The organism is Pantoea latae (genome assembly GCF_002077695.1).
In the GTDB taxonomy this organism is placed as follows: domain Bacteria; phylum Pseudomonadota; class Gammaproteobacteria; order Enterobacterales; family Enterobacteriaceae; genus Pantoea; species Pantoea latae.
The window spans coordinates 168258-193486 of record NZ_MWUE01000017.1 but is presented as its reverse complement, the minus strand read 5'-3'; the positions used below and the strand labels follow the sequence as shown (position 1 = coordinate 193486).

At 60.0% G+C, this 25229-nt stretch carries 23 protein-coding genes; 8 read left to right on the top strand and 15 right to left on the bottom strand.

Going from position 1 to position 25229, the window contains the following annotated elements; genetic code table 11:
• Positions 1-5: 5 nt before the first annotated feature.
• From B2J69_RS12325 to B2J69_RS12315, 3 genes are read left to right on the top strand one after another with little or no spacing between them, the layout of a single operon-like run.
• The gene (locus B2J69_RS12325) at positions 6-815 is read left to right on the top strand and encodes a MetQ/NlpA family ABC transporter substrate-binding protein (RefSeq protein ID WP_081139581.1); all 810 of its coding nucleotides are present in this window, start codon (positions 6-8) and stop codon (positions 813-815) included.
• A gap of 2 nt (positions 816-817) precedes the next feature.
• Positions 818-1918: a methionine ABC transporter ATP-binding protein gene (locus B2J69_RS12320; protein WP_081139580.1), complete on the top strand. Its 1101-nt coding sequence runs from the start codon at positions 818-820 to the stop codon at positions 1916-1918.
• Complete coding sequence (locus B2J69_RS12315; protein WP_081139579.1) at positions 1902-2552, top strand: methionine ABC transporter permease; 651 nt, start codon at positions 1902-1904, stop codon at positions 2550-2552. Before B2J69_RS12320 ends, B2J69_RS12315 begins: the two co-directional genes overlap by 17 nt.
• A 45-nt stretch (positions 2553-2597) precedes the next feature.
• Here the strand turns inward: B2J69_RS12315 and ssuD are convergent, their stop codons facing one another.
• The 3 genes from ssuD to B2J69_RS12300 all read right to left on the bottom strand — a co-directional run bounded on the left by ssuD (position 2598) and on the right by B2J69_RS12300 (position 5735).
• Positions 2598-3755, bottom strand: a complete 1158-nt coding sequence (gene ssuD, locus B2J69_RS12310) for an FMNH2-dependent alkanesulfonate monooxygenase (protein ID WP_081139578.1) — start codon at positions 3753-3755, stop codon at positions 2598-2600.
• A 206-nt stretch (positions 3756-3961) separates the two neighbouring features.
• Complete coding sequence (locus B2J69_RS12305) at positions 3962-4441, bottom strand: nucleoside deaminase (RefSeq protein ID WP_081139577.1); 480 nt, start codon at positions 4439-4441, stop codon at positions 3962-3964.
• On the bottom strand, positions 4434-5735 hold the full coding sequence (locus tag B2J69_RS12300) for a nucleobase:cation symporter-2 family protein (protein WP_236722718.1): 1302 nt from the start codon (positions 5733-5735) through the stop codon (positions 4434-4436). Before B2J69_RS12300 ends, B2J69_RS12305 begins: the two co-directional genes overlap by 8 nt.
• Positions 5736-5877: 142 nt before the next feature.
• On the opposite strand from B2J69_RS12300, the gene B2J69_RS12295 reads away from it, so the two are divergent.
• On the top strand, positions 5878-6768 hold the full coding sequence (locus B2J69_RS12295; RefSeq protein WP_236722717.1) for a LysR family transcriptional regulator: 891 nt from the start codon (positions 5878-5880) through the stop codon (positions 6766-6768).
• 199 nt (positions 6769-6967) lie between these two features.
• A complete protein-coding gene (locus tag B2J69_RS12290) occupies positions 6968-8242 on the top strand; it encodes an amino acid permease (protein WP_174580899.1) in 1275 nt (424 codons plus the stop codon).
• Positions 8243-8260: 18 nt separating this feature from the next.
• On the opposite strand, the gene B2J69_RS12285 is transcribed toward B2J69_RS12290, so the two are convergent.
• Entirely contained in the window at positions 8261-9814 is a 1554-nt protein-coding gene (locus B2J69_RS12285; RefSeq protein WP_236722716.1) for a sensor domain-containing diguanylate cyclase, read from the bottom strand.
• 263 nt (positions 9815-10077) lie between these two features.
• Here B2J69_RS12285 and B2J69_RS12280 point away from each other — a divergent pair, with 263 nt between their 5' ends.
• Both B2J69_RS12280 and B2J69_RS12275 read left to right on the top strand, forming a co-directional pair.
• Positions 10078-10443: a hypothetical protein gene (locus B2J69_RS12280; protein ID WP_081139573.1), complete on the top strand. Its 366-nt coding sequence runs from the start codon at positions 10078-10080 to the stop codon at positions 10441-10443.
• Positions 10444-10453: 10 nt separating this feature from the next.
• Positions 10454-12547, top strand: coding sequence for a pyrroloquinoline quinone-dependent dehydrogenase (locus B2J69_RS12275; RefSeq protein ID WP_081139572.1), 2094 nt, complete (start codon positions 10454-10456; stop codon positions 12545-12547).
• 111 nt (positions 12548-12658) lie between these two features.
• Here the strand turns inward: B2J69_RS12275 and B2J69_RS12270 are convergent, their stop codons facing one another.
• Positions 12659-13486: an SDR family oxidoreductase gene (locus tag B2J69_RS12270; RefSeq protein WP_081139571.1), complete on the bottom strand. Its 828-nt coding sequence runs from the start codon at positions 13484-13486 to the stop codon at positions 12659-12661.
• 98 nt (positions 13487-13584) lie between these two features.
• Between B2J69_RS12270 and B2J69_RS12265 the strand changes: the two genes are divergently transcribed.
• Complete coding sequence (locus tag B2J69_RS12265) at positions 13585-14481, top strand: LysR family transcriptional regulator (RefSeq protein WP_081139570.1); 897 nt, start codon at positions 13585-13587, stop codon at positions 14479-14481.
• 15 nt (positions 14482-14496) lie between these two features.
• Here B2J69_RS12265 and B2J69_RS12260 read toward each other — a convergent pair whose 3' ends face one another.
• The 10 genes from B2J69_RS12260 to B2J69_RS12215 all read right to left on the bottom strand — a co-directional run bounded on the left by B2J69_RS12260 (position 14497) and on the right by B2J69_RS12215 (position 25224).
• Complete coding sequence (locus tag B2J69_RS12260) at positions 14497-15612, bottom strand: mandelate racemase/muconate lactonizing enzyme family protein (protein ID WP_081139569.1); 1116 nt, start codon at positions 15610-15612, stop codon at positions 14497-14499.
• Between the two features lie 36 nt (positions 15613-15648).
• Positions 15649-16407, bottom strand: a complete 759-nt coding sequence (locus tag B2J69_RS12255) for a GntR family transcriptional regulator (RefSeq protein ID WP_081139568.1) — start codon at positions 16405-16407, stop codon at positions 15649-15651.
• 2 nt (positions 16408-16409) lie between these two features.
• Positions 16410-17798, bottom strand: coding sequence for an allantoinase AllB (allB, locus tag B2J69_RS12250; protein WP_081139567.1), 1389 nt, complete (start codon positions 17796-17798; stop codon positions 16410-16412).
• A complete protein-coding gene (locus tag B2J69_RS12245) occupies positions 17795-18721 on the bottom strand; it encodes an ABC transporter substrate-binding protein (RefSeq protein ID WP_081139566.1) in 927 nt (308 codons plus the stop codon). Before B2J69_RS12245 ends, allB begins: the two co-directional genes overlap by 4 nt.
• The gene (locus tag B2J69_RS12240; protein WP_094078506.1) at positions 18709-19761 is read right to left on the bottom strand and encodes an alpha-hydroxy acid oxidase; all 1053 of its coding nucleotides are present in this window, start codon (positions 19759-19761) and stop codon (positions 18709-18711) included. The genes B2J69_RS12245 and B2J69_RS12240 overlap by 13 nt, the downstream gene beginning before the upstream one ends.
• Complete coding sequence (locus tag B2J69_RS12235; protein ID WP_081139564.1) at positions 19748-21274, bottom strand: amino acid ABC transporter permease/ATP-binding protein; 1527 nt, start codon at positions 21272-21274, stop codon at positions 19748-19750. The genes B2J69_RS12240 and B2J69_RS12235 overlap by 14 nt, the downstream gene beginning before the upstream one ends.
• Positions 21275-21349: 75 nt before the next feature.
• Positions 21350-22246 (bottom strand): transporter substrate-binding domain-containing protein, encoded by an 897-nt coding sequence (locus B2J69_RS12230; RefSeq protein WP_081139563.1) that lies wholly within the window; start codon positions 22244-22246, stop codon positions 21350-21352.
• 86 nt (positions 22247-22332) lie between these two features.
• Positions 22333-23304, bottom strand: coding sequence for a D-2-hydroxyacid dehydrogenase (locus B2J69_RS12225; RefSeq protein ID WP_081139562.1), 972 nt, complete (start codon positions 23302-23304; stop codon positions 22333-22335).
• Positions 23304-23696 carry a RidA family protein gene (locus B2J69_RS12220; RefSeq protein WP_081139561.1) on the bottom strand — a complete coding sequence of 131 codons (393 nt, stop codon included), beginning with the start codon at positions 23694-23696 and terminating at the stop codon, positions 23304-23306. Before B2J69_RS12220 ends, B2J69_RS12225 begins: the two co-directional genes overlap by 1 nt.
• A 277-nt stretch (positions 23697-23973) precedes the next feature.
• Positions 23974-25224 carry an acyl-CoA dehydrogenase family protein gene (locus B2J69_RS12215; protein WP_081139560.1) on the bottom strand — a complete coding sequence of 417 codons (1251 nt, stop codon included), beginning with the start codon at positions 25222-25224 and terminating at the stop codon, positions 23974-23976.
• Between the last annotated feature and the right edge of the window lie 5 nt (positions 25225-25229).

The window sequence follows — 25229 nt, the reverse complement described above, 5'->3', positions numbered from 1 at the left end:
TAACCATGACATTTTCTAAGCCACTCCGCGCCGCGCTGGGCGGCGCCCTGCTGACGCTCTGCACGGCAGCCGCCGCCGCCGACTATTCAGGCCCGCTTAAGGTGGGCACCACGGCGGCGTTTGCGCCGCCGCTGGAAACCGCCGTCGCCGAAGCGAAAAAAAGCGGGCTGGCTGTTGAGCTGGTGGAGTTCACCGACTGGACCGCGCCCAACGTCAGCGTGGAAAATGGTGACATCGACGTCAACCTGTTCCAGCACAAGCCTTTCCTCGAGAACGCCAATCAGTCAGGTGGTTTCCACCTGGTGGCCTACGCGCCCGCCATCATCAACAACATCGGGCTTTACTCGAAAAAGCACAGCGCCATCGACCAGGTGCCGCAGGGAGGAACCGTCGCTATCGCCAACGATCCGATCAACGGCGCGCGCGGCTTACTGCTGCTGCAGAAAGCGGGATTGATTACCCTCAAGCCGGGCGCCGGGCTGAAGTCCACGGTAGACGATATCGTCAGCAACCCGAAGGATCTCAAAATCATCGAGGTCGAAGCGGTGCAGCTTTCTCGCTCGCTGGAAGAGGTCGACCTGGCCCAGGGCTATCCGCACTATCTGCGACTGGCCAAAACCATCGATCCGGAAAAAGCGCTGTTGTTTGATGGGCTGGAGCACCCTGAATATGTGATTCAGTTTGTCATCCGCCAGGGACATCAGGACGATCCGCGACTGGCGAAATTTGTCGATATTTATCAGCATTCGCCGGCGGTGCGCGCCAGCCTCGACAGCTTCTACGGCAAACTCTATCAGCCAGGCTGGAGTCAGTAATCATGGTCAGCCTGATCGTGCCTGACGCGCGGGCGGCCGCGCCTGCCGTGGCGACACACGCCGGCGGAAAAACCCACGTGACGATTGACGCCCTGAGTAAACGCTATTCGGGTCAGCAGGTGGATGCGCTGCATAACGTCAGCCTGACCATCCAGCACGGCGAGATTTTCGGCATTATCGGCCGCAGCGGCGCGGGCAAATCCACGCTGATCCGCTGTCTCAACCGGCTGGAGGATCCCAGCGCCGGACGCGTGGTGATTGATGGCATTGATATCAGCGCGCTCAGCGCGCGGCAGCTGGTGGCGTGGCGACGCCGCACCGGCATGATTTTTCAGCATTTCAACCTGCTCTCCGCCAAAACGGTGCGGCAAAACATTGAGCTGCCGCTGAAAGTGGCTGGCGTGCCTGCGGCCGCGCGCGCGCGCAAAGTTGATGAGCTGCTGGCGCTGGTCGGACTGGAGGCGCGCCAGCACGCCTGGCCCGCTCAGCTCTCCGGCGGACAGAAACAGCGCGTCGGCATCGCCCGCGCGCTGGTTCACGATCCCGAACTGCTGCTGTGCGATGAGGCCACCTCGGCGCTTGATCCCGAGACCACGCGCGCCATTCTCGCCCTGCTGAAAAAGATCAACCAGCAGCGTCACATCACGATTGTATTGATTACCCATGAGATGGATGTGGTGCACGATCTCTGCCACACCGTCGCGGTTATCGACCAGGGAAACATCATTGAGCGCGGGCCCGTCTGGCAGGTTTACAGCGATCCGCGCGAGGAGACCACGCGCCAGCTGCTCAACCCTGATTTTCAGAGCGTGCCGGAACAGATTGTCCCGCGCCTCAGCGCACAGCGACAAAACAGTTATTCGCGCCCGCTGGTGCGTTTGCGCTACAACGGACAGGGCGCGCACCCCGATCTTGGCGTCCTGGGCGCGCAGGCGCCGGGAGAGATCACGGTGCTCTACAGCGCGATCGAATGGGTGCAAAACAAGCCTATCGGCCAGCTGCTGCTGCTGCTCGATGCAAAACATGAGGCGCAATTCGCCGAGCGTCAGCTGGCGAACTTTGCCGACAGACTGGAGGTATTAGGTTATGTCACTGGCTCTTGATCGCCTGTGGAACGCCCTGCTGGACACGCTGCTGATGGTCGGCGTCTCCTCTTTGCTGGCGTTCGCGCTGGGGCTGCCGATGGCGGTAATTTTAGTGGTGAGCGGGCGGGACGATCTCTTTCCCAGCCCGACGGTGCATCGCGTTCTCGGCTGGATGGTGAATCTGTTCCGCTCGATTCCCTTCCTGATTTTGATGGTCGCCCTGATCCCTTTCACCCGCTGGGTGGTCGGCACCACCTACGGCGTCTGGGCGGCCGTGGTGCCGCTCACCCTGGCGGCGACCCCTTTTTTCGCCCGCATCGCCGAAGTCAGCCTGCGCGAAGTGGATAAAGGGCTGACCGAAGCGGCGCAGGCGATGGGCTTCCATCGCCTGCATATTATCTGGCACGTTTTGCTGCCGGAGGCGCGGCCCGGCATCGTGAGCGGCTTTACCATTACGCTGGTGACGATGATCAACGCATCAGCGATGGCAGGCGCTATCGGCGCGGGAGGGCTGGGCGATCTGGCCTATCGCTATGGCTATCAACGCTTCGATATGCAGGTGATGGTAACGGTAATCGTGGTGCTGGTGGCGCTGGTAACGCTGCTGCAGTTTTGCGGCGATCGCCTGTCGCGCCGGCTGAATCACCGTTAACGCCGGCGGGCTGGCGATCGCCGGCCCGCCGGCACGCTCTCCAGGCTACCTTTTGCCTGTTTCGCCGCTGGCGAGGATTTCGCCAAAGGGGCCGGTGTTAACGACGCGCTGTTTTTTCGTGGCGTGAGAAGCATGCGGCAGCAGCGGCATGACCAGCTCGGCAAAGCGGTGCGCCTCTTCCAGATGCGGATAGCCGGAAAAGATAAAGTTTTCAATCCCTAGCGCCTGATATTCGCGGATGCGATCCGCCACCTGCTGCGGATTGCCCACCAGCGCGGTGCCGGCACCGCCGCGCGCCAGCCCGACGCCCGCCCACAGGTTTGGTCCAATACGCAATCCCTCGCGCGACCCACTGTGCAACGCGCTCATCCGCGCCTGGCCTGCTGAGTCCATACGCGCAAAGATCTTTTGCGCGGCGGCAATGGTCTCATCGTCAAGATGGGCAATCAGGCGATCCGCCGCCGCCCAGGCCTCTTCTTCCGTCTCACGCACGATCACATGCAACCGAATACCGTAGGAGAGCGTGCGCCCTTTCTTCTGTGCCCGCTGGCGCACCACAGCCAGCTTTTCAGCCACCTGTTCGACCGGCTCGCCCCACGTCAGATAGGTATCGATCTGATTTGCCGCCACCTCGATAGCGTCCTCAGAGGAGCCGCCGAAATAAAGCGGCGGCCCGTTCTCCTGCACCGGCGGAAAGGTGATTTCGGCGCCTTCAACGCGGATATGCTCGCCGGCGTAATCGACCTTTTCGCCTTTAAGCAGGCGCGAGTAGACGTCAAGAAACTCGCGGGTGACCTGATAGCGTTCGGCATGGCTGAGAAAAATGCCGTCGCCCCGGTTTTCTACCGGATCGCCGCCGGTCACCACGTTAATCAGCAGACGGCCTTCTGACAGGCGATCCAGCGTGGCGGCCATGCGTGCCGCCAGGGCTGGCGGTTGCAGGCCTGGACGCACAGCCACCAGATAGCGCAGATTTTTGGTCATGGGCGCCAGCGCCGAGGCGATTATCCAGGCATCTTCACAGCTTTTTCCCGTCGGGATCAGCACGCCATAGTAGCCCAGCTGATCGGCCGCCAGGGCAACCTGCTGCAAATAGGGTAAATCCACCGCTCTTGCGCCCTGCGTGGTGCCCAGGTAGCGGCCATCGCCGTGGGTGGGTAAAAACCAGAAGAGATTAATGTTGTGCTGCGCTGACGTGCTCATTAGCCAACCCTCTTATAACGTTATTCATAATTTACATATAGAATTAAACTCTTTTGTTATATGCAGAGTTACAGAGAACGCGTCAGGGTGCAAATAACATTTTGTATGGCAATTCAATAAGAAATCTTAGCGGCAGGATGGTAAGGAGCGGCTAAACAGATCCGGCGCGCGTCACGCTGGCGCCGGTACCAGCGTAACGCTGAACATTATTTTCTCGTCTGCCAAAATGCCTGCTGCAGCCGCAGCGTCTCCTCTTCGACCTCCTCAACCGGCCCGACCAGCGTGATATTTTTCTGCCCGTGCGCAAAAACGGTGGCGGCGGAGAGCGTCATGGTCGGATTCTCATGATGATTTCCCGTGCATTCCAGCAGGCGCGTTTCGCTCATGCCATACACCACGCGGCCAATATTCGCCCAGTAGATCGTGCCCGCGCACATGCAGCAGGGCTCGACGGCCGTATAGAGCGTGCACGTCCAGAGGTAGTCAGCGGTAAAATTACTGGCCGCGATGCGGGCCAGCGTCGACTCGGCATGATTAACGGTGTCGATATTACACTGGGTTAACAGGACGGTTTCGTTATCGGGCGCCACCAGCACCGCGCCGAAAGGGTGATTGCCCAGGGCGATGGCGCGTTTGCCCACGTCGTTAGAGAGTCGCAAAAATTGAATATCCGTCGCCTTACGCATCTCTTTTCTCCTTTTTCGCGTTCAGTAAGCTATTCAGCACCACGGCCGTAAAACCGCCCATAAAAATGCCGCTGCTAAAAATCAGCCTCAGCGAGGCGGGCAGGGCATGAAACAGCGCCGGGAAGGCCATGGGGATCACGCCAACGCTGATGGATACCGCCACAATCAGCATCGTGTTGTCATTATCAAAGCTGACCTCTTTCAGCTGCTGAATGCCGGCCGCCAGCGTCATGCCAAACATCAGCACGCCAACGCCGCCCAGAACCGGACGCGGAATAGCGGCAATAATCGCGCCCAGCTTAGGAAACAGCCCGAGTAACACCAGTATCACGCCCGCGGCAGCCAGCACAGAACGGCTGGTGATGCGCGTCAGCATAATCAGCCCGGCATTCTGCGAGAACGCGTTGTAAGGAAAGCTGTTAAGGCAGCCTCCCACCAGGGTAGAGAGGCCGTCAGCGCGCAGGGTGTCGGCAAGGCGCTGCGGCGTGGTGGCGCGCCCCATCAGCTTGTCTATCAGCAGGACATTGCCTGTGGTCTCTGTCATCACGATGATCATCGCCAGACAGGCGACAAAAACAGGCACGGGTGAAAACACCGGCAGGCCAAAAGAGAAGGGCATGCTGATACCGAGCCAGGCGGCGTGCGTGACGGCGGAGAAATCGGTCATGCCTGCGGCAAAAGCGATCAGGGTGCCCGCCAGCATACCCGCCAGGATGCTGAAGTTGCGCATCACGCCCCGCGTTTTGCTGTAGAAAAGCAGGGTGATCGCCAGCGTTGCCAGCGCCAGCAGCAGCTGAGACGGGCTGGCAAAGTCAGGGGCATCCGGGTTTCCCCCGCCGATCCAGATAGCGGCGGCGGGCATCAGAGAGATGCCGATAATGGTGATCACGCAGCCGATAACGATGGGCGGAAAAAAGCGGATCAGCCGGCTAAAGAGCGGCGCGACGATCACGGTAAACAGCCCGCAGGCGATGGCGGCGCCGAACACCGTGGTAATGCCATACTGCTGACCAATCATCGCCATCGGCGCCAGCACGATAAACGAGCACCCCTGAATGAGCGGCAGCCGTCCGCCAAAGCGGCCGAGGCCCACCGACTGCAATAGCGTGGCGAGTCCCGAGGTCAACAGACAGGCGTTGACCAGCGTGACCGTCTGCGCCCCGTTTAAGCCCATGACCGACGCCAGAATCAACGGCACCGTTACCGTCCCCGCGTACATCACCAGAACATGCTGTAAGCCCAGCGACGCAATGCGTCTGACGCTTAGCGCACGGTCCTGCTTTTTATCTGCCATCAACGTTTCCATAAATCCCCCTCATCACACGGTTAACCCGCAGGAAACTCACTCTATAAGTAAAAAAGTGATACAAGTAAGCGAGCTGTTTTCAGAAAAACTGAAAGGTAGGGGAATAGTGAAATATTCATTGGAACAACTTATGGCGTTTGAGCAGGTGGCCAAATCGGGCTCTTTCTCAGCGGCCGCACGTCAGATGAGAAAATCGCAGTCCTCGGTGAACATGGCGATGAGCAATCTGGAGCTGGAACTCAACCTGAGCCTGTTCGAACGAACGCCGCGGCAGGTGCGGCTTACGCCGGAAGGCGAGGTGCTGCGGGAGTATGTCAAAACCATACTGGAAAGATGCCAGGCGTTTGATCAACGCGTGGCCGCCTTCAACCAGCAGATTGAAAGCCATGTCAGCCTCGCCATTGAACTGCCCTATGTCACCATTGCGCCCGTACTATATGAATTCTCTATGACCTTTCCTGAGGTCGATATCCATATCAAAGAGCCGTTTCGCGGCGATGTCGAGGCGATGGTGAAAAACGGCGAGGTCGATTTAGGCATTGCGCTTTCTCATTCCATTGACAGCGAGAAAATTGAGTTCGCCCAGCTGGGAAAAGTGGTCATGGTGCATGTGGTAAGCGCCGCACATCCTCTTGCGCAGCGCATTCCCGTGTCGTTTGCGGATCTGCACAGCTGGCGGCATATCACCTTTGGCTCCCAGGAGAAAAAAATTGCCACCACGGAATATCTCGACAGCCCTATGCTCTGGCGCGTGGAGAGCTACAGCGCGATGCTGGAGGCGGCGCTGGCCGGGCTGGGTTGGGCGTCGCTTCCGCGGGAATTCGTCGATCGCGAACTGCGCGCAGGCACGCTAGTGGAGCTGCGACAGAAAGAGTATCCCCATACCGACTGGATTGTGGGCATTGATCTGCTCTGGTCTAAACAGGCGCAGGCGGGGAAGGCGCAAACCTGGCTGCGCGACCGTTTGGTGAAGCATAAAATTTTCGAGCAGGATAAGGCGGGCAACAGAACCACGCTCTAGCGGCATCGCCTCTCTGGCGTCGCAACCTCTCCAGAACGACAACGTTATGCCCTTTAATAGGCGAAATCATTTGGCCTGTTCGCCGTTTTACCAGACAATCTGCCGCCTTGTTATCTGTCTGGCCTGGCACCCGACCAGACAACAGTCATGCATTTCGGCACGCCAACATCTGAATAATTCGTCACGCAAAGTCTAAATAATGAATATTGAAGCAAGAACTGAAAACGCAGTAGCAAACCGACCCTCGTGGTCATGGAAAGATACCATCTGGATGATGGGTGTCTACGGCACGACGGTGGGCGCAGGGACGCTTTTTCTGCCGGTGGAAGTGGGAACGCGCGGACCGCTGGTATTTTTTATCATGCTGCTGCTGGGCTTACCGCTCTCGCTGATCCCGCATGTGCTGATCTGCCGCATCTTTATGCGGGATAACCAGACAGACAACGCCGCTCTTCCGCTGTTTGGCAAATTCTTTGGCCCCAAAGGGCGCCAGGGCATCAAGATCTTTTTCTGCGTCGCCCATTTTCCGGTGACGCTGGTTTACGTGGTGTCGCTGGTCAACGCGCTAGACAACTACTTTACCGCGCACCTGCACTTCGCCGCGCTGAACCGCGCGGTGCTCGCGTTTATTGCGGTGTCGCTGCTGTTTATTGTGCTTAGCAAAGGCCGTGACCGCGTTGTCAGCACCATGAGCACGCTGGCTATTCCTTTTGCGCTCTCTCTGCTGCTGATCGCCCTGATGCAGATCCCGGCATGGCATCTTGCCAATCTCACCCACGCCATCCGCGAAACCACCGACGCGCCGGCCGGCCAGTCTCTTAAAGCGCTCTGGCTGGCGCTGCCGCTGATCACTTTCTCTTTTTGCTCGGCGCCGATGCTTTCGCCTTTATCCTCCTACTATCTGGAAAAAGGCAACGGCGGCGAGAGGAAAGCGGTAGGCGTCGTCCGTCTGGCCTATTGCGCCATTTTCTTCAGCATTATCTTCTTCGTGCTGAGCTGTATGCTGAGTATGCCGCGCGAAGCCTTTGTGGCGGCCAAAGCGCAAAACCTGAATGTGCTGTCGGTGATGGCCGGGAACGGCGGCGCCGATCTGTTATTTCTCGTGGCGCCTTTTATCGCCATTGTGGCGATGACGAAATCGTTTCTCGGGGTTTGTCTGCCGGTTGCTGAAACCTTCGCGACGCTGATCGGCGACGCGGCTGGCGTGAAGGATGGGGCAGGGCGTAAGCGGGCAAAAGCCGTTGCCTTTGCGCTGATGTTCGCAGTGTCGCTGGCGGTGGCCTACTGGAATCCCGACGTTATCGCGCTGATCGAAACCGTATGCGGGCCACTTATCGCCATCTTCCTGTTCGTTATTCCCGCCTGGCTGGTGTATACGCGAACTGAACTGCAGACGCTGAGAGGCCCAATGGCCCTGATCGTTATTATCGGCGGCCTGCTTACCGTGTCAGCGCTGATCTACGGCATGCTATAAACTGCGCCTCCGCGCGCTTCAGGCCGGGCCGTTGGCCCGGTTTCGCCCGTTGCGCTTGGCCTGATAGAGCGCGCGGTCGGCCTCTTTCTTCAGCTGCTCCGCTTCGGCGGGTTTTCCTTCGGAGACCAGCGCCCCGTAGCCCGCGCTGATGGTGACGATCCCCTCCGGCACCTCCGTGCTCTCATGCGCGATGCCCAGATCCATCACCGCTCGCACCGCCCGTTCCGCGACGATTTTCGCCTCGGAGGCCGCGGTATTCGGCATGATAATCGCGAACTCTTCGCCGCCATAGCGCGCCACCACGTCGCCGTGAAAGTGCACGCTGTTTTTCAGCGCCCAGGCGACATCCTGCAAACATTCGTCGCCGGCCACATGGCCGTAGGTGTCGTTAAAACGCTTAAAACAGTCGATGTCGATCATCACCAGCGAGATCGGGTCGCCGGTTTTGAGCGAGCGCAGCAGCCCCTGTTCAAGCAGCGCGTCGAACTGCCTTCTGTTGGCGAGGCCGGTTAAGCCATCCACCAGCGCCAGCGACTGCAGGGTGTGATTGATATTGGTCAGCTCGTCGCGCACATAGGTCAACTCAATCTGATTCCTGACGTTGGTGCCGACCTGGCGCAGCAGCAGGAACCCCATACCGGCGATGGCGAGCAGTAAGGCGAGGTTAAGCAGCACGTTGATCAGGTTCGCGGCCATCCATTCCCGGCGAATATTATCGAGATCGTAACCAGCGGTGACGATCAGCGGATAACGCTCAAGCCGGGCGTAGCCAAAGACGCGCACGATGCCGTCGAGCGACGAACGCCACGTCGCATTTCCGCTGGAGGCGGCCTTCAGCTCGGTTTTAAACAGCGGGCTGGTGGAGAGGGTTCTGCCGATCACATTGTCAGGAAAAGGACGGATATATAAGGCAGAGGCGTCGGCGAGGATCAGGCCCAGCGTGTCTTTGTTGCCCAGCGCGAAATAGCTGTAGTGCTGGCGAAAATAGTCGACCCGCACGGTCGCCAGCGCGACGCCGGCAAAATGCCCCTGGCTGTCGTTAAGGCGAACGGAAACCGGGATCACCAGATCGCCGGTAGAGCGGCTGCGGATCACCCGACCGATTAGCAGGTTGGTGTCGTTATGGGTGCGATGCCAGATAAAGTAGGCGCGGTCGGCGTTGCTGGCGTTGGTCGGGACAAAGTTGCCGGAAGAGGCGATCCAGTGCCCCTGCACGTCATAAACGAACAGCCCATGCAGCTGCGGCAGCTTACCCTGCTGCTCTTTTAGCTGGCGCAAAAACTCAGGCGTGGCGGCGTAATCGTTGCCGCGCTGCCTGAGCTGACGAACCGCATCCGCCAGGGTGATGTCCACCTGCAGAAACGCATCCTCAGCCTGTTTCGCCAGCGAAACCGAGAGGTTGCGCGCATCGTCGTTTTTCTCGCCGACTGTTTGCTGCCAGGAGTTCCATAAAGACCAGCCGTTAATGGCGATCACGAACAGGCTGGTGACCAGCAGAAACACCGCCATGTTCTTGCCAAGCGGCGTCGTTAACAGAGAGACGCCGGAAGCGCCCAGATTTTTTTTACGCATATAAAAGGGGCATCAATGTAAACGGCAAGTAAACAGAAGGGCATAATACATTAATTATGCTCAGGTCATAACGCTTACTGGCGCGCTGAGCGGGACGGTTTGCTGCTGACTGAGGCCGTGCTGAGGCGCACGTGAATTTATCCGGCGTCCGGCAACGGATGAATAATCCTCATCTATACTTCTCCGCGTTTGTCTGCATCCGCGCGCCGCGCGGCCAGACCATTCGAGGTTTATCTTTTCATTCACTCAGGGGATTTGCTGGTATGCCGCACTCTCAACCTTCACGCCTCGGCACTCTGCTACTGCTGCTGGCGGCCGCGATCGGCTTTGCGCTGGCGCTCTATGCCTGGCTGACGCCGCTGACCGGCGTTACCGGCACCATCGGCGCGCTGGGCGTCGCTATCGCCAGCGTGGTGCTGGCCGTGCTGACGCTGATTCTCCGCGCCTCTTCAGGACGCGGCGCGCGCATTTTCTGGGGCATCGTGACCCTGTTCGTGCTGGTCGGCATTGGTTTTGCCGCCCTGCTGCTGCATCAGGGCGTGATTACCGCCGCGATGCTGCTCGGCCTGATTGGTCTGATCCTTATTGGTCGTCGTCCCGCCCGCCACCCCCAACACGCCAGAGCCTGAGGAATAGCCCGTGCATAACGAGAAACATACTCCGCTGATAACAGTCAGCCTGACGGCGCTCGCGCTGCTGATGACGCCGCTCGCCGTTCAGGCGCAGGATAAAGCGACTGAAGCCTCTCAGGGCACGCAGGAGAAGCTGAACGTGGATGCCGCCGATCAGCAGGCGCCTGGCACAACTCATACCACCAACGAGGCCTCTTCCTCGCATGAGGGTCAGAAGGTGGATTCAGCAGCCGGCGTCGCGTCGCCGCTGGTGCCGCAAACCGCGACCTGGGACAGCTTCCACGGCCAGCTCAACGCGCAGAAGTACAGCCCGCTGAAGCAGATCACCGCGGAAAACGTCGGCAAGCTGGAGAAGGTCTGGGAATTCCATACTGGCGATGTGTCCGACGGCAAAGGCAAAACGCCGGCGACCGTCTGGTCCGCCACGCCGGTGTTCGCCAACGAGACGATTTACATCGGCACCCCGTTTGACCGGCTGATTGCGCTCGATCCCGGCACCGGTAAAGAGAAATGGCACTACGACACCAAAGCCCCGCGCGAAGCGCTGACGCAGCCGGTGCTGAAAAATCGCGGCGTCTCCTACTGGCAGGCGAAAAATCCCGTTGCTGGCCAGGCCTGTCAGAAAATCGTCTATATGGGCACCGTTGACGGCAAACTCTATGCGCTGGACGCCGACTCCGGCAAGCCGTGCGAGAAATTTGCCGATCATGGGGTGCTTAACGTCGAGCAGTGGAACACCCTGAATGCGAAATTTCCGCTGTCGCTGCTGCAGCCGCCTACCGTGGTCGGCAATCACCTGATCCTGGGCTGGGCCGGCAAAGACTGGGCCTACGCCGAAGCGCCTCCTGGCACCGTCTTCTCCCTGAATGCCGAAACCGGCGCGCGCGAATGGACCTTCGACGCGATCCCGGCCGACATCAGACAGAAAACCGGCACTGCCAACGTCTGGACCCATATGTCCGCCGACGAAGCGCATGGATTAGTCTATCTGCCGGTCTCTTCGCCTTCGCCTAACTACTGGGGCGGCAACCGCGTCGATGCGATCCCGCTTGGCACCTCAACCACGGCGCTGGACATCAACACCGGCAAAGTGGTCTGGTCACGTCAGTGGGTGCATCACGACGTCTGGGATTACGATATCAACTCGGCGCCGACGCTGATGGACATTACCGTCAACGGCAAGCCGATCCCGGCGCTGGTTCAGGCCACCAAACAGGGCTTCCTGTTTGTGGTGAACCGCCTGACCGGCGAGGATGTTTGGCCGATAGAAGAGCGTCCGGTTCCGCAGGGCGACGGCTCGGTGCAGGGCGAGAAGCTTTCACCTACCCAGTCTTTCCCGACCAAACCGGCACCGCTGCTGGATCAGTCGAAAAAGCCGGCGATCTGGAAGCTGGCGGACATCGTCGGCGCCGGCCAGTGTTCGCGGCTGTGGGACAAGCTGACCTATGAAGGGATGTACACGCCGCCGACCACCAAAGGCGAAGGTGCGTTAACCTATCCCGACAGCGCCGGCGGCGTGCAGTGGGGCGGCGTGGCCTTCGATCCACAGAACCAGATTGCGGTGGTGAACACCTCGCACATCGTGCAGTACGTTAAGCTCTACAGCCGCGAAGATTATGACAAGGCGGACAAGAATGCGGGCAATGAAAGCGGTTTTGCGCCGCAGGATGGCGCGCCCTACGGTATGCGCCTGAACGTGGCGAATAACTGGCTCGGCATGCCGTGCTGGCAGCCGCCGTTTGGCGAAATCGTGGCGCTGGATATGCACACCGGCGACGTGAAATGGCGGCGTCCGGTGGGTGCCTCGCAGCAGTACGGCTTCTTTATGCCGGAAAGCTGGGGATCGCCGACTATCGGCGGCCCGGCGGTCACCGCTGGCGGCGTGATTTTCATCGGCGCGTCGATGGACGCGAAGGTGCGCGCCTACTCGCTGGAAAGCGGGGAAGAGCTTTGGTCCGATCAGGTAGAGGCGCCTGCAGTCGCCAACCCGTCCATCTATGAATACAAAGGGCGCCAGTATGTCGCCTTTGTGGCGGGCGGGAATACCATCCTGAAAGATCAGGTGGGCGACCAGGTGGTGGTCTACGCGCTGCCTGAATAACGCCTCTGTTACGCCAATGTGAAAGCGCGGCGCGCGCTGCCGAGCCGCCACTCAGACACCCGCAGCGGATAAACCGCTGCGGGTGTTTTCATATCCCGGCCGCTGCGCGCTTCACTGCACATCGGTTGAACAGGCTCGCTGCTCGCACGCCTCCAGCGCATCCAGCCGCTCCCTGAGCGCCTGGCGAATGTGGAAAAAGGCGGTGCTGCCCAGCGGCAGCCTGAACGGCGGCTTCTCTTCATCCGCACAGGCAATCATGGCATCCACGGTTTTCCCCGCGTCGCCGGTGATTTTGAACGCTCCTGAGGTTAACGCCTGGCGCATTTTGCCGGCAGCGGTCTGCTCATAGCAGGGCATCGCCTCTGCCTGGTCAAGGCCGGCGGCAAACTGAGTGCCGGTGGGGCCGGGCTCTGCCAGGATAAAATCGATGCCAAACTCAGCCACCTCCTGCGCCACCGCCTCGATAAAACCCTCGATCCCCCATTTCGAGGCGTGATAGAGGCTGAAGCAGGGGTAGGCGATTTGTCCGCCTTCGGAGGAAACCTGCATGATGCGCCCGCCGTCCTGCGCGCGCAGAAAAGGCAGCACGGCGCGGATAAGCTGTATCGAGCCGGTAAGGTTGGTGGCGAGCTGGCGCGCTATCTGCGCATCGCTGACCTCCTCCGCCGCGCCGAACAGGCCATATCCGGCATTGCTGACCACCACGTCGATGTGTCCCGCCCAGGCAAAAGCGGCCGCGACCGTCGCGCGCAGCTGCGCGCTATCCGTGACATCCAGCGTCAGCAGGTGCAGCCGCTGAGGATAGCGGCCGTGCAGCGCGTGCAGCGTTTCAGGCTGGCGCAGGGTGGCGACGACGCGATCGCCTCTGGCCAGCAGCCGTTCCGTCATCAGTCGGCCGAGGCCACTGGAGGTACCGGTAATTAACCATGTCTTGCTCATAAAAGGCTCCTGTCAGTGAAGATATAAGCAGCATAGGTCGCCTTTGCTGTTAGATTAATACCCCTGTATTCGCATGCATTAGTGAAGAAAAGCCATCAATGAAAAGACCCTCGTGGAACGAGCTGCAGATATTTCTGACGCTGGCGGAACAGAAAAACTTTCGCCGCGCCGCCGATCTGCTGGGGATGAAGCCCTCCAGCCTGAGCCATGCGCTGAAATCGCTGGAGGCGCAGCTGCAGGTGACGCTGTTTAACCGCACCACCCGCAGCGTCGCGCTGACCGAGGCGGGCAAGGCGTTTTACCGGCGCGTTTTGCCCCTGCAGCAGGAGATGGACGATGTGCTGAGCAGCGTTACGGCCATGGGCAGCGAGCAGGGCGGCACGCTGCGCATTAACGGCAGCGACGCCGCGCTGGCGCTGCTGATGGAAAAGGTGCTTTTTGACTTTATGGCGCGTTATCCCGGCATCGAACTGGATCTGGTGGTCGACAACCGGCTGAGTGATATTGTCGCCGAGGGATTTGATGCCGGAATACGGCTGTACGAAGACATTCCGCAGGATATGGTCGCCGTCAGACTCAGCGGTCCGGTTCGCTTTTTGACCGTCGCCTCGCCAGCCTATCTGGAGCAGGCGCCGCCGCTGTCGACACCGCAACAGCTGATGCAGCACCGCTGTATCCGCCAGCGCCTGCCAAGCGGCAAACGCTACGCCTGGGAGTACGCCCGCGGCGATGAAGCGCTGTCGCTGGCGGTGCCCGGCCGCCTGATGCTGAATAACAGCGTCCTGATGGCGCAGGCCGCCAGCCGCGGGCAGGGCGTGGCCTATCTGCCTGAGCTTTATGCGCGCGACTATCTGGCTGCGGGCACGCTGATACAGGTGCTGGACGACTGGAGCGTCGCCTCGCAGGGGCTGTTTCTCTATTTTCCCCACAACCGGCATCTCTCGCAGGCGATGCAGGTTTTTCTGGAAAGCGTCCGCGCGCAGCGCCTCGCCTGAGCGCCTGTCGCTTCGCTACCCACGCACGAGAAACTTCTCGATCACCGCCTCATCAGGCTCTACGCCCAGGCCAGGCTCGGTCGGCAACCATGCGTAGCCGTCGGCGATGCGCACCGGGTTTTTCGCCAGCGAGCGGCTGATTTCCCCTGGCTCAACGCAATACTCCATCACCAGCGCGTTCTCAATGGCGCACAGAAAATGCAGTGACGCGGCGGTATTGATGTCGGTGGTGAAGTTGTGGTTGCACACTTTGCGCCCACGGCTGTGCGCGTAGCTGGCGATCTCCATCGCCTGGGTAAAGCCGGTGCGCGTCAGATCGATTTGCACGATATCGATGCCGCCCTCATCGATCAGACGCTGGAAGCCCACCACGGAACACTCTTGCTCGCCCGCGGCAATATGCTGCTGACACGCGGCGGACACCTGGCCGTAACCGGCGTAGTTATCGGGATGCAGCGGCTCTTCGATCCAGAACAGGTTGAGATGCTGATAGCGCTGACTGCGGCGCACGGTGGTTTTCGCATCCCAGACATGACCGACATCCAGCATCAGATCGATGCTGTCGCCCATGGCGGCGCGCAGCGCCTCAAGATAGCGCAGATCCAGCGCCTCATCGGTGCCAAACGGCTCCCAGCCAAATTTCACGCCGCTATGACCGGTGTCGATGGCGTGCTTCGCGCGCGCCACCGTCTCGTCCACGCTGTACTGGAACATGTTGGAGGAGTAGACGCGCATCTTATCGCGCAGCGCACCGCCCAGCAGTTCGACAATCGGCTTGCCGAGGGCTTTGCCTTTGATGTCCCACAGGGCGATATCAATGCCGGCCATCGCCTGCAGCACCGCGCCGCTGCGGCCGTAGTAGATGGTGGCCCGGTGCATTTTCTTCCACAGCCGGCCGGTCTCCAGCGGGTTTTCGCCGATCAACAGCGACTTTAGCCCGGTGACCATGGTGTGCGAATAGGGCGCGTCAATAATGGCCCTGGTGACATAGGGGCTGCCGTCAACTTCACCCCAGCCGATAACGCCCGCGTCGGTGGTGATTTTAATAAGCAGCGCATCCTGAGAGCTGTCTGTACGCTGCTCAATAACCGGCAGACGCAGATAAAACGCCTCAACGTTGGTGATCTTCATTGTGGTTTTCCTGGTAGAAAGGCAATCAACAAGGCATCAGTCCTCAGCGGAACGCTGCTGCCGGCGCTGGGTAATTAAGGTTTCGTAGTCCACATCCAGAGCCTGAATGCGGATATGGTTTTCAATCTCGTCGGTCATCTGCGCAATATCGCCCTCGGCGAACACGTTGATCAGCCGCTGATGTTCTTCAATGATGTCGCTCATTGATTTGCCCAGGGTGGAGAGGCCAAAAATCACCGTGAGCTGGCGGGCAATCGACTCCCACAGGTTGCTGAGCACCGGGTTGTGAGCAAAGCTGCACAGCGTGCGGTGAAAGTCGGTGTCCGCCGAGGCGAAGCCATAGACATCATCGCTTTGCATCATGCATTGCATCTGCGCCACGCCCTGATAGAGCCGCGTAAGCTGCCCGGCGCCATTGCGCCCGGCTTCAATGGCGCGGCGGCAGGCCAGCGTCTCCAGCGGGACGCGCACGTCGATAATCTGCTCCAGCCGCTGATGGGAGATCTCCATCAGTCGGATGCCTTTGTACGGCTCGCTGGTGACGATGCCCTGGCTCTCCAGAATGCGCAGCGCTTCGCGGATCGGCACGCGGCTCATGCCGAGTCGGGTGACCAGATCTGGCTCGACAATGCGGTCGCCGGGCAAAATCAGGCCTCGCGACGCGGCGCTAAGAATGGCGTCGACGGCATGATCGACTAACGTGCGCGGACGCGCCTGCCAGCGCGCGTCGCCGGCGTTTTCTGGCGCCGACGAGGCGCTGCTTTTGCGACGAAGGGTTGCGGGTTTTCCTGCCATGGTTATTGTCCTGTTGCTGCCTGTCGCGTCACGAACTGACCGAAGCCGGGTTCAACCTGTATGCGATCATCCTGGTACACCGTGACGCCACGAATAAGTGTGCGCACCACTTTACCCTGACAGCGCATCCCTTCAAATGCGCTCCACTTGCCCAGCCCCTGAAACTTCCCGCCTTCCACCGTCCAGCTTTGCTGCGCGTCGTAAAATACCAGGTCGGCATCAAAGCCGGGCGCAATCGCCCCTTTTTTTCCCCACAGCTGGAAGGCTTTGGCCGGGCCGCTGGCGGTCATACGGGCAAACTCGGTCAGCGGCAGGCCGCGATCGAGATGCGCCGCGCTAAAAAACATCGGGCTCAGGGTTTCCACGCCGGTTAGCCCCATGCCCGCTTCCCAGATGCTGGTTTCACCCGCCTGTTTTTGCGCGGGCGTATAGGGGCAATGGTCGGACGCGATGATGTCGATATCGCCGCGCAGCAGCACCTGCCACAGCGCGTTGACCACCGGCCGCGGGCGAATCGGTGGACCACAGCGCGCGTTAGGGCCAATGCGCACCAGATCTTCCTCGTCCAGCAGCAAATAGTGCGGACAGGTTTCGAAGCTGGCGCGAACGCGCCCTTTTGCAGCAACGATGGTTTCCGCGGCGCGAGCGGAGCTAACGTGCACGATGTGGCAGCGGGCGCCGGTCTCTTCTGCCACGGCCAGCACGCGTCCCACCGCTTCAATTTCGGCAATTTCCGGGCCAGCCTGCGCGTGCGCACGCATGTCTTTGCGTCCGGCGCGGCGCAGTTCGCGACCGGCGCCAGTGAGGATGTCGTGGTTTTCAGCATGAACGCCAATCAGGCCGTCAAAGGTTGCCAGCTCGCGCATCGCACGCAGCAGACCATCGTCATCCAGGCGCGGCAAACCTTTCTCGTCGGTCGCTTCGCCGCTGGCCGCGCCGCTGCACAGAAAAGCTTTAAACGCCAGCGCGCCTGCCTGATCCAGCGCGGCCAGCTGCTGCAGGTTCTGGCCATCGAGGCCGGCCCACATGGCGTAATCCACCGAGCAGTTTTCCGCCAGCCAGCGCTGCTTGGCGGTAAAGTTTTCCAGCGTGGTGGCGGGCGGCAGCGAGTGCGGCATTTCAACGATGGTGGTAACGCCGTGGGCCGCCGCGCCGCGCGTTCCCTCGCGCAGCTCCTGCTGCGGGAAGTCATGGGAACCGGTGAAATGGGTATGCACATCAATAGCGCCGGGCAGAATAATCAGGCCCTGCGCATCCACGATTTCATCCACGCCGTCAGTCATGGCGCCTGGTGCCAGCACGCCGCTGATTTTGCCGTGTTCAATCAGTAAATCGGCTGCCTCGGCGCGGGTTTCCATCACCACAAGGCCATTAATAATCAATGTTTTCATCTTTCTACTCCTGCCTGCGTCACCAGCGCGTCATAGGGCACGGGCTGGGAAGGATCGAGCCAGCCGATATCACGCAGCAGCTGGCTGAAGTGGTTGAACTCGGCCTGCGGGATCTGGCTGTCCGGGGCAAAAACCTGGGATTGCTGATAGGCGGCTAATCCGGCGATGAGCGCCTCTGGCGGGTAACCGGGATAGTAGCGCTGAACGTGCATTGCCAGCTCGATGGCCTCATGCGACGCCATCCACGCCAGCGCCTGATTCACGGCGCGTGAGAAGGCGGCAAACGCCTCGCGCTTTGCCGCCAGCACGTCGGCACGGGCGATATAGGCGCTCCAGGGAACCTTGCCGCACAGGGTGGCGAGGCTGGCAACGCTGCGTAACTCGCCGGCGGCAATGGCGGGCGCCAGCATATGCATGGCATGCAGCGCATAATCGACGTCGCCAGCGGCAACAGCAGCGAAATCCTGCGCACGATCGCCGCTTCCTGCGATCACCTCAACCTGATGTTGCAAACCGTGCTGCGCCAGCAGCCAGCGAAAGGTGAGCGTGGCGGTGCCGACGTTGCCGACATCCAGCACGCGCTTACCGCGTAAATTATGCAGCTTAAAATCAGGCTGCGCCTGCGCGGCGGCGAGGAACCAGGGGTTGGCCGCCACCGAGGCGCAAAAGCACTGCAGTTCCGCGCCGTGCTGCTGAAAATGCTTCATCACCACCATGGGTCCGCCCAGCGTCAGGTCGGCATCGCGGCGCAACACGGCAGGCACCTGACCGCCCTGCACGGTATGACCACCCGAGGCGCTGGTGGTGAAGGTCACCTGCAGCTGCTCGGCGGCAAAGAAGCCGAGGCTGTCGGCCAGATAATGGGCGCAGTAATAGATACGTGATTCGCTGGCATCGCCCTGATTGAAGGTTAACCGATGCATCCGTTGTCCACCTCGCTGATAAAAGTGCGGTTGAGCGCCGCCATCTCGCTGACGCCGCACCAGTGGCTAATGGCGCTCACCTCATTGATCCAGCCGGAAAGCAGATCGAACACCGCGCTTTCGCCGCCGGCGCACAGGGCGCTGACGACCGGCCGCACGCTGAGTGATAATGTGGCGCCCAGGCAGCGCGCCACCACCGCATCGCTGCCGCAGCGCACGCCGCCGTCCAGCAGCAGCGGCAGCGGCGTAGCGGCCTGTAAATCCGCAAGCTGATCCACCGGCGTTGCCCAGCGCGCGCTCTGACGCAAGCCAATATTGGAGACGATGATGCCGCTGACGCCATGCTGCGCCGCTTGCGCCGCGTCCTCAGCATGCAAAATGCCTTTCAGCCACAGCGGCAGACGGCGCGCGGCACAGTGTGCGGCCACCTCGCTAATCTGCTGCCAGCGCCACACCGGAAAGGCGGGCAGGGCGGCCACGCCCGGCTCTGAGCCGCCGATGGTGCGCCAGCCGCGCTGTTTTAATGCGTCGCCAACCGAGAATCCGCCAGGCTGCAAACCCGCTACGGGATGGACCGGCGCCAGCACGGTCAGGACGATATGCTGCATCCCGGCCTGCGCCGCCCGATCGATTAACGCCTTAATACGGCCCACGTCGCCCGCGGCGCGCAGCTGCAGCCAGCAGCGTTCATACGCCGCCCCTATCTGCTCCAGCGGTGTCACGGTCTCTTCGGAGATCACCAGCGGCAGCTGCAAACGCCTGCAGGCGCGCGCGATGGGCAGTAAGCCCTCTTCATGGAAGAGGCGATCGCCTGCAAACGCGCCTACGCCCAGCGGCGCCGACCAGCATTGACTGAGCAGCGCGGTCTGCGTGCTGATGGTGGTATTGCCCTGCAAAATGCGCGGCAACAGGCGATAGCGACGCAGCGCCTGCTGATTAGCGTCAGGTTCGTCAGCTAACGCATCGGCTGGCTGACCCTGCATATAACGAAACAGGGCATCGCCAAGACGTTCGCGCGCCTGTTTATCATGCATGGACATGCTGGGCCTCCGTGGCGTTTTCATGTTCGAGGAAGGTGGCGAAAGCGGGCGTTTTCGGGTTCTGCAAAATCGCCGGCGGCCCTTCTTCAATCAGGGTGCCGTTCTGCAGGAACACCACGCGATCCGCCACGCCTGCCGCAAAGGCAATATCATGGGTGCTGATGATCATGGTGATGCCGGTTTGCGCCAGGTTACGCATGGTCTGATTCACTTCGCGCACCAGCTCGGGGTCGAGCGCTGAGGTCGGTTCGTCGAACAGCAAAATTTGTGGCTCCGCCGCCAGCGCACGGGCAATGCCGACGCGCTGTTTTTGGCCGCCCGATAGCTCATGAGGCAGAGACGCCGCGAAATCCTGCAGTCCCACCATTTTCAGTGCGCGCATCGCTTTGGCGCGAGCGATCTCTGGCTGAGCGCCCTGTACACGCAGCAGAATACTCATTACGTTTTCCAGCGCGGTCAGGTGATCGAACAGCGCGAAGTGTTGAAACACGATGCCAATGCCGGATTTAGCGCGGTTAGCCGGTAAGTGCCGCGCCGCCAGCGCGCGGCCGTGTTCGTCGCTGCCCATAAAGTGGCCTTCGGTCTGGATGGTGCCACTGCTGCGCGGGGTAAGCGCCAGAATCGATTTCAGCAGGGTGCTTTTACCTGAACCGGAGCGGCCCAGCAGCACCACCACTTCACCGCGACGCACGGTAAGCGACAGAGACTTCAGCACCGCCTTACCGGCGTACTCCACGCACAGCTTGTCCACCTCCAGCACCGGCGCGGCGGTTTGCGTGTCCCAGCGGCGCTTCGGCAGCTGCATCACCATCACCTCGGCATCCGACGGCAGCGTTGCCAGACGCGCACGGGCACGACGCGCCCGCTCATCAAGGTTATAGAATTTCTCCAGCCACCACTGACCGCCAGCCAGCAGCGTAGAGAGGATCAGATAGATGCCGCCGGAGGCCACCAGCACCGGAATAAAGAGGAAGTTTTGCGATACGATCGCCTGGCCGCGCATGGTCAGTTCGTTGACGCCCACGACAGAGGCCAGCGAGGTGGACTTCAACAGGCCAACCGTTTCATTGCCCATCGTCGGCAGAATGGCGCGCAGCGCCTGAGGGATCACCACATGGATCATCTCTTTGGTGCGCGAATAGCCAAACGCCTGCGCCGCCATGCTTTGATCGCGATCGGTGGCCATAATGCCGCCGCGGATGATTTCCGCGCAGAAGGCGGTTTCATTGATCATCAGCGCCAGCAGTGCGCTGGTGAAAGGGCTGAAACGCAGGCCGAACTCGGGCAGGACGTTGTAAAGCAGGATCAGCTGTAGCAGCACCGGCGTGCCGCGTAGCAGGTAAATGTAGGTTTTTACCGGCACGCGAATAAACCAGTGCTTTGAGGTACTGGCCAACGCCAGGAAAAAGCCAATCAAAATGCCGCCCGCCAGCGCCCCGACCAGCAGCTGCAGGGCGATGACGGCGCCTTCCCACAGGTAGGGAAAGGTCAGGTACTTAAGAAAATCATCCAAAGCGTTATCTCCCTCAACGTCATCAGCTGGGTTGCGCGCGATGCGGCAACCCAGCGACCGGGCTGAGTGTATGCATTAACCGCGTTCAACCACCGGACGTTCAGCCGCGCTGCCCTGACCCCAGTAATCCAGCAATTTCTTCTGTGCGCCGCTCTCCTGAATCACCTTCATGGCATCCAGCACCGCGCTGCGCAGCGTAGCGTTGTCTTTAGCGATCGGGAAGCCGACCATAATGGGCAGGTCGACGGTAAAGCCGCTTTGCAGCGTTTTATCGGCTTTGGCAATGGCGATGGCGGATCCCGCTTCGGTCAGGTAAATGTCCGCCCGCCCGCTTTTCACCGCCTGGATACTGTTGTCTGTGTTCTGCACCATCAGCATGCTGACTTCCGGCTTGCCTGCGGCGGCGCATCTGGCGCTCTGCTCCGGCACCAGCTTGTTAGCTTCATAGGAGCCCGCCGCGGCCGCCACCGTTTTGCCGCACAGGTCGTCTACGCTGCGAATGTTTTTGGGATTGCCTTTTGCCAGGATAGAGCCGTCCTGCACCTGCATAGAGGCCACAAACGCGATCTGTTTCAGACGCTCATCGGTGACGTACAGCATCGGGCCGATATCCGCGCGACCGCTGGAAATAGACGTCAGCAGGACGTTGAACGAACCGGTCTGATAGCTGTGTTTTGCCCCCAAACAGCTGCTGATGCGCTCAAACAGTGAGGGATCCAGACCCTCAATAATGCTCGGATCTTTCTCTGAAGGGGCTTCAAAACCTTTGGTGTAGCCGCCGAGGCCCACCACCAGTTCTTTGCCTTTCAGCGAGGGATATTTGGTTTGCAGCGCCTTGCACTGCGCCATCGCGGCAAAGTCGCTGGCGCCAGGCGTAATGGGATCGGTGCTGGCGGCGTGGGCGCTGGTGACTCCAGCCAGCAGCGTGCCGGTGATGCCAGAGATAAGCAGGGCGATGCGGGCAAATTTCATAATAAGGTTCTCCTGGTGCGGGTGAATGTGTAAGCGATGACCTTGTGTTTTATGAACGTCTTACGGTTTTTTTTGCTGCTGTTACGTCAGTACCCTTTTGCGACATCAACCTGGTTGCGCAGCGGTTCGCCACTGCGGTAACGCACCAGGTTGTCGATAAACACCTCCAGGCATCCCTCCAGGTAGGCGCTGTGATCGTCGAGGCTGCAGTGCGGCGTCATTACCACGCCCGGCGTATGCCACAGCGCATCGTCAACGGGCAGCGGCTCTTGCGGATAGACATCCAGCACCGCGCCCGCCAGCTCCCCGGCGCACAGCTTGTCGCGCAGCGCGGTGTAGTCAAAGACGGCGGCACGGCCGACAATCACGATGCCGGCGCGGGCCGGCAGCAGATCGAGGCGGCGGCGATCGAACAGCATTTCCGTCTGCGGCGTCAGCGGCAGCGTCGATACCAGCACATCCACCTGCGGCAATACCTCGTCGATGGCATCAGTGCGAATGCAGCGCGCCACATCGGCCTCGCACTGGCCGCTGCGCGTAACGCCGATTACGCGATAGCCCTGCGCGGTCAGCAGGTTGGCGGCGGCGGCGCCAATGCCGCCTACACCGAGCATCAGCACGGTTTTGCCGCGCGCGCAGCCACCGAACGAGGGGCGCCACAGGCGCTGAGCCTGATCCTGTAAAAAGCCCGGAATGCCAAAGTTGAACATCAGCGCGGCCATCAGGATGAACTCCGCACCCTTATCGCCGTGGACGCCGGATGCGTTGGTCAACGTCACGCCCTGCGGCCAGTGCGCCAGCCACTGCTCCACGCCAGCCGACATCACCTGTACCCAGCTGAGACGCGGTGTGCTGAAGGTATCGAGCGCCAGCTTGCGGCCGCTCCACAGCAGATCGCAGTTAGCCAGGAACGTCGCGGTCTGTGCGGGATCGCTGTTTTCCGTCAGCGTGAAATGGCTACGCAGTTTTGGCTCTGCGTCCAGACGCTGCTGCAGCCTTTCCCGTGACAGATGCAGGGCTGGCGGGGCGCTGGCGTCATTTTCGATATGAATATGCATTAGCGCATCGCCGTGACTTCCATCTCGACCAGCAGGTCGGGATGGTTAAGCTGAATGCCGACCGTGGCGCGCGCCGGGAAGGGAAACTGGAAGAATTCGCCGTAGGCGGCGTTCATTTCGCTGAAGGTGCTGAGATCGGTAAGGTAAATCGTTACGCGTACCACGTTATCAAAGGTCATCTGCGCTTCGTTCAGCAGCGCGCCGACGTTCTTTAAGACCTGCCGCGTCTGGCTGGCGATATCGTTGCCTGTAATCTCGCCGCTGTAGGGATCGATCGCTACCTGACCAGAGATAAACAGCATGGGTTCATGCAGCACCGCCGGAGAAAGCGGAGCCGGGCCCATTGGGCGGTCGGCGGCATCTATTCCAGGGTAGGTAATAACGGTTTTCATGGTGAAAATCCTGACGGGATTGTTTCACCGCAATTTCGTATACGATCTGAAAAGTGTCAATGCGTTTGATTGGTAGGCAGGGTTTAGCAGGCCGATTCGGCCTTCGTGCTAAATTTCACATCATGCGATTATATTATTGATATAAATATAATTTGTTTTTTATTCGTTAAGCGTTTTTCAGTAATTTTTTATCGTATACGATTTTCATATGCTTCGTCACTTAGCCAGGGTCGCGGCGCGAAATCAGCCTATGGTGTATATGGAGTTGATATTTGATCTACTGACTGCCATCGTTATTCTCTGAGCTGTCCGCCACACCAATACGCCACTGTTCAGGTGGCAGCGTACCGTTTACGGCGAAATCGCCCACAATACGATCTTTATAAATTCGCGGATTATGTGAAGAAAGGGTGCGCACATTGCGCCAGAACCGATCTAAAGCCAATGGTTTTAACGTACCTGAGGCCCCTAATGCGTCAAATAGCGTGGAGGAACTATTGAGCAGCAGATCCGTGACGACATTAAGCGATTGAGATACTTCGAGTTCAGCCATAGCAACGCTGCGAAGCACCTGCTGTTCATCACCGTTTATCTCTGCCTCAAACGCGCGCTGTAGTGCTTCGGCGGCCTGCAAGACTATCGCGCTGCTGCTGTAGGCCGCACCCCGTAAACGTCCAACGACCTGCAAAATCTGAGCATCCTGCGCTGCGCGGGGGGCGTTGCCATTGCTGTAGGTCCGCTTACGTGAGGCAACTTCCCTGGCCACTTCACTGCTCTGCGCGCGCCCAATACCCGCAAGGGTAGCCAGATGGATAAGCTGATAAAACGCGGGGGCGTATCTGAAACGTTCCTCTCTGTTAATGTCGCTCTGGTCAATAGCGACATTGTCAAAAATTGCCGTCCCGCTGGCGGTAAGGGTCTGACCGAAGCCATTCCAGTCATCAAGCACGGTGACGCCTTGTGCGGTTCGTGAGACGGTGACTGACACCGTTTTGTCGTTATCATCGGTAAGCCCGATATCTATCCAGTCTGAAAAAATCGAGCCGGTGGTGTAAAATTTTTTACCATTCAGCCGCCAGCCATCACCGCTGCGCTGGATACGCGTCGAGAAAGCCGTCTGACGGACATCTCCGGTTTCGCTCCATGCCGGACCCACTATCTCGCCACGACTCAGACGCGGTAACCACGCGTCACGAAACGAACGGCTATTACTGTTAAGCACATTTTCCACGAACCCCAGATGACCGCGAATCGCCTGAACCAGGTTTGAGTCCGCTTCACCTAATTCAATAAGCAAATTAATGAGTTCCGGCAACGTGACGCCGTGGCCGCCTGCGCTTTCAGGAAGACGTAACGCCGTAAAACCGCTTTGCCTGAGCCAGCCGATCTCTTCTACAGGCAGCTGGCGCCGTAGCTCACGATCGATCGCTCCGGCTCTGATTTTGTGAAACAGCGGGCGAAACTGTTCCGCCAGCTGTTCATATTTTGCTGACGGCCCGGCGCCCCAGCCTAATTCGATTTGTGACATTCTAC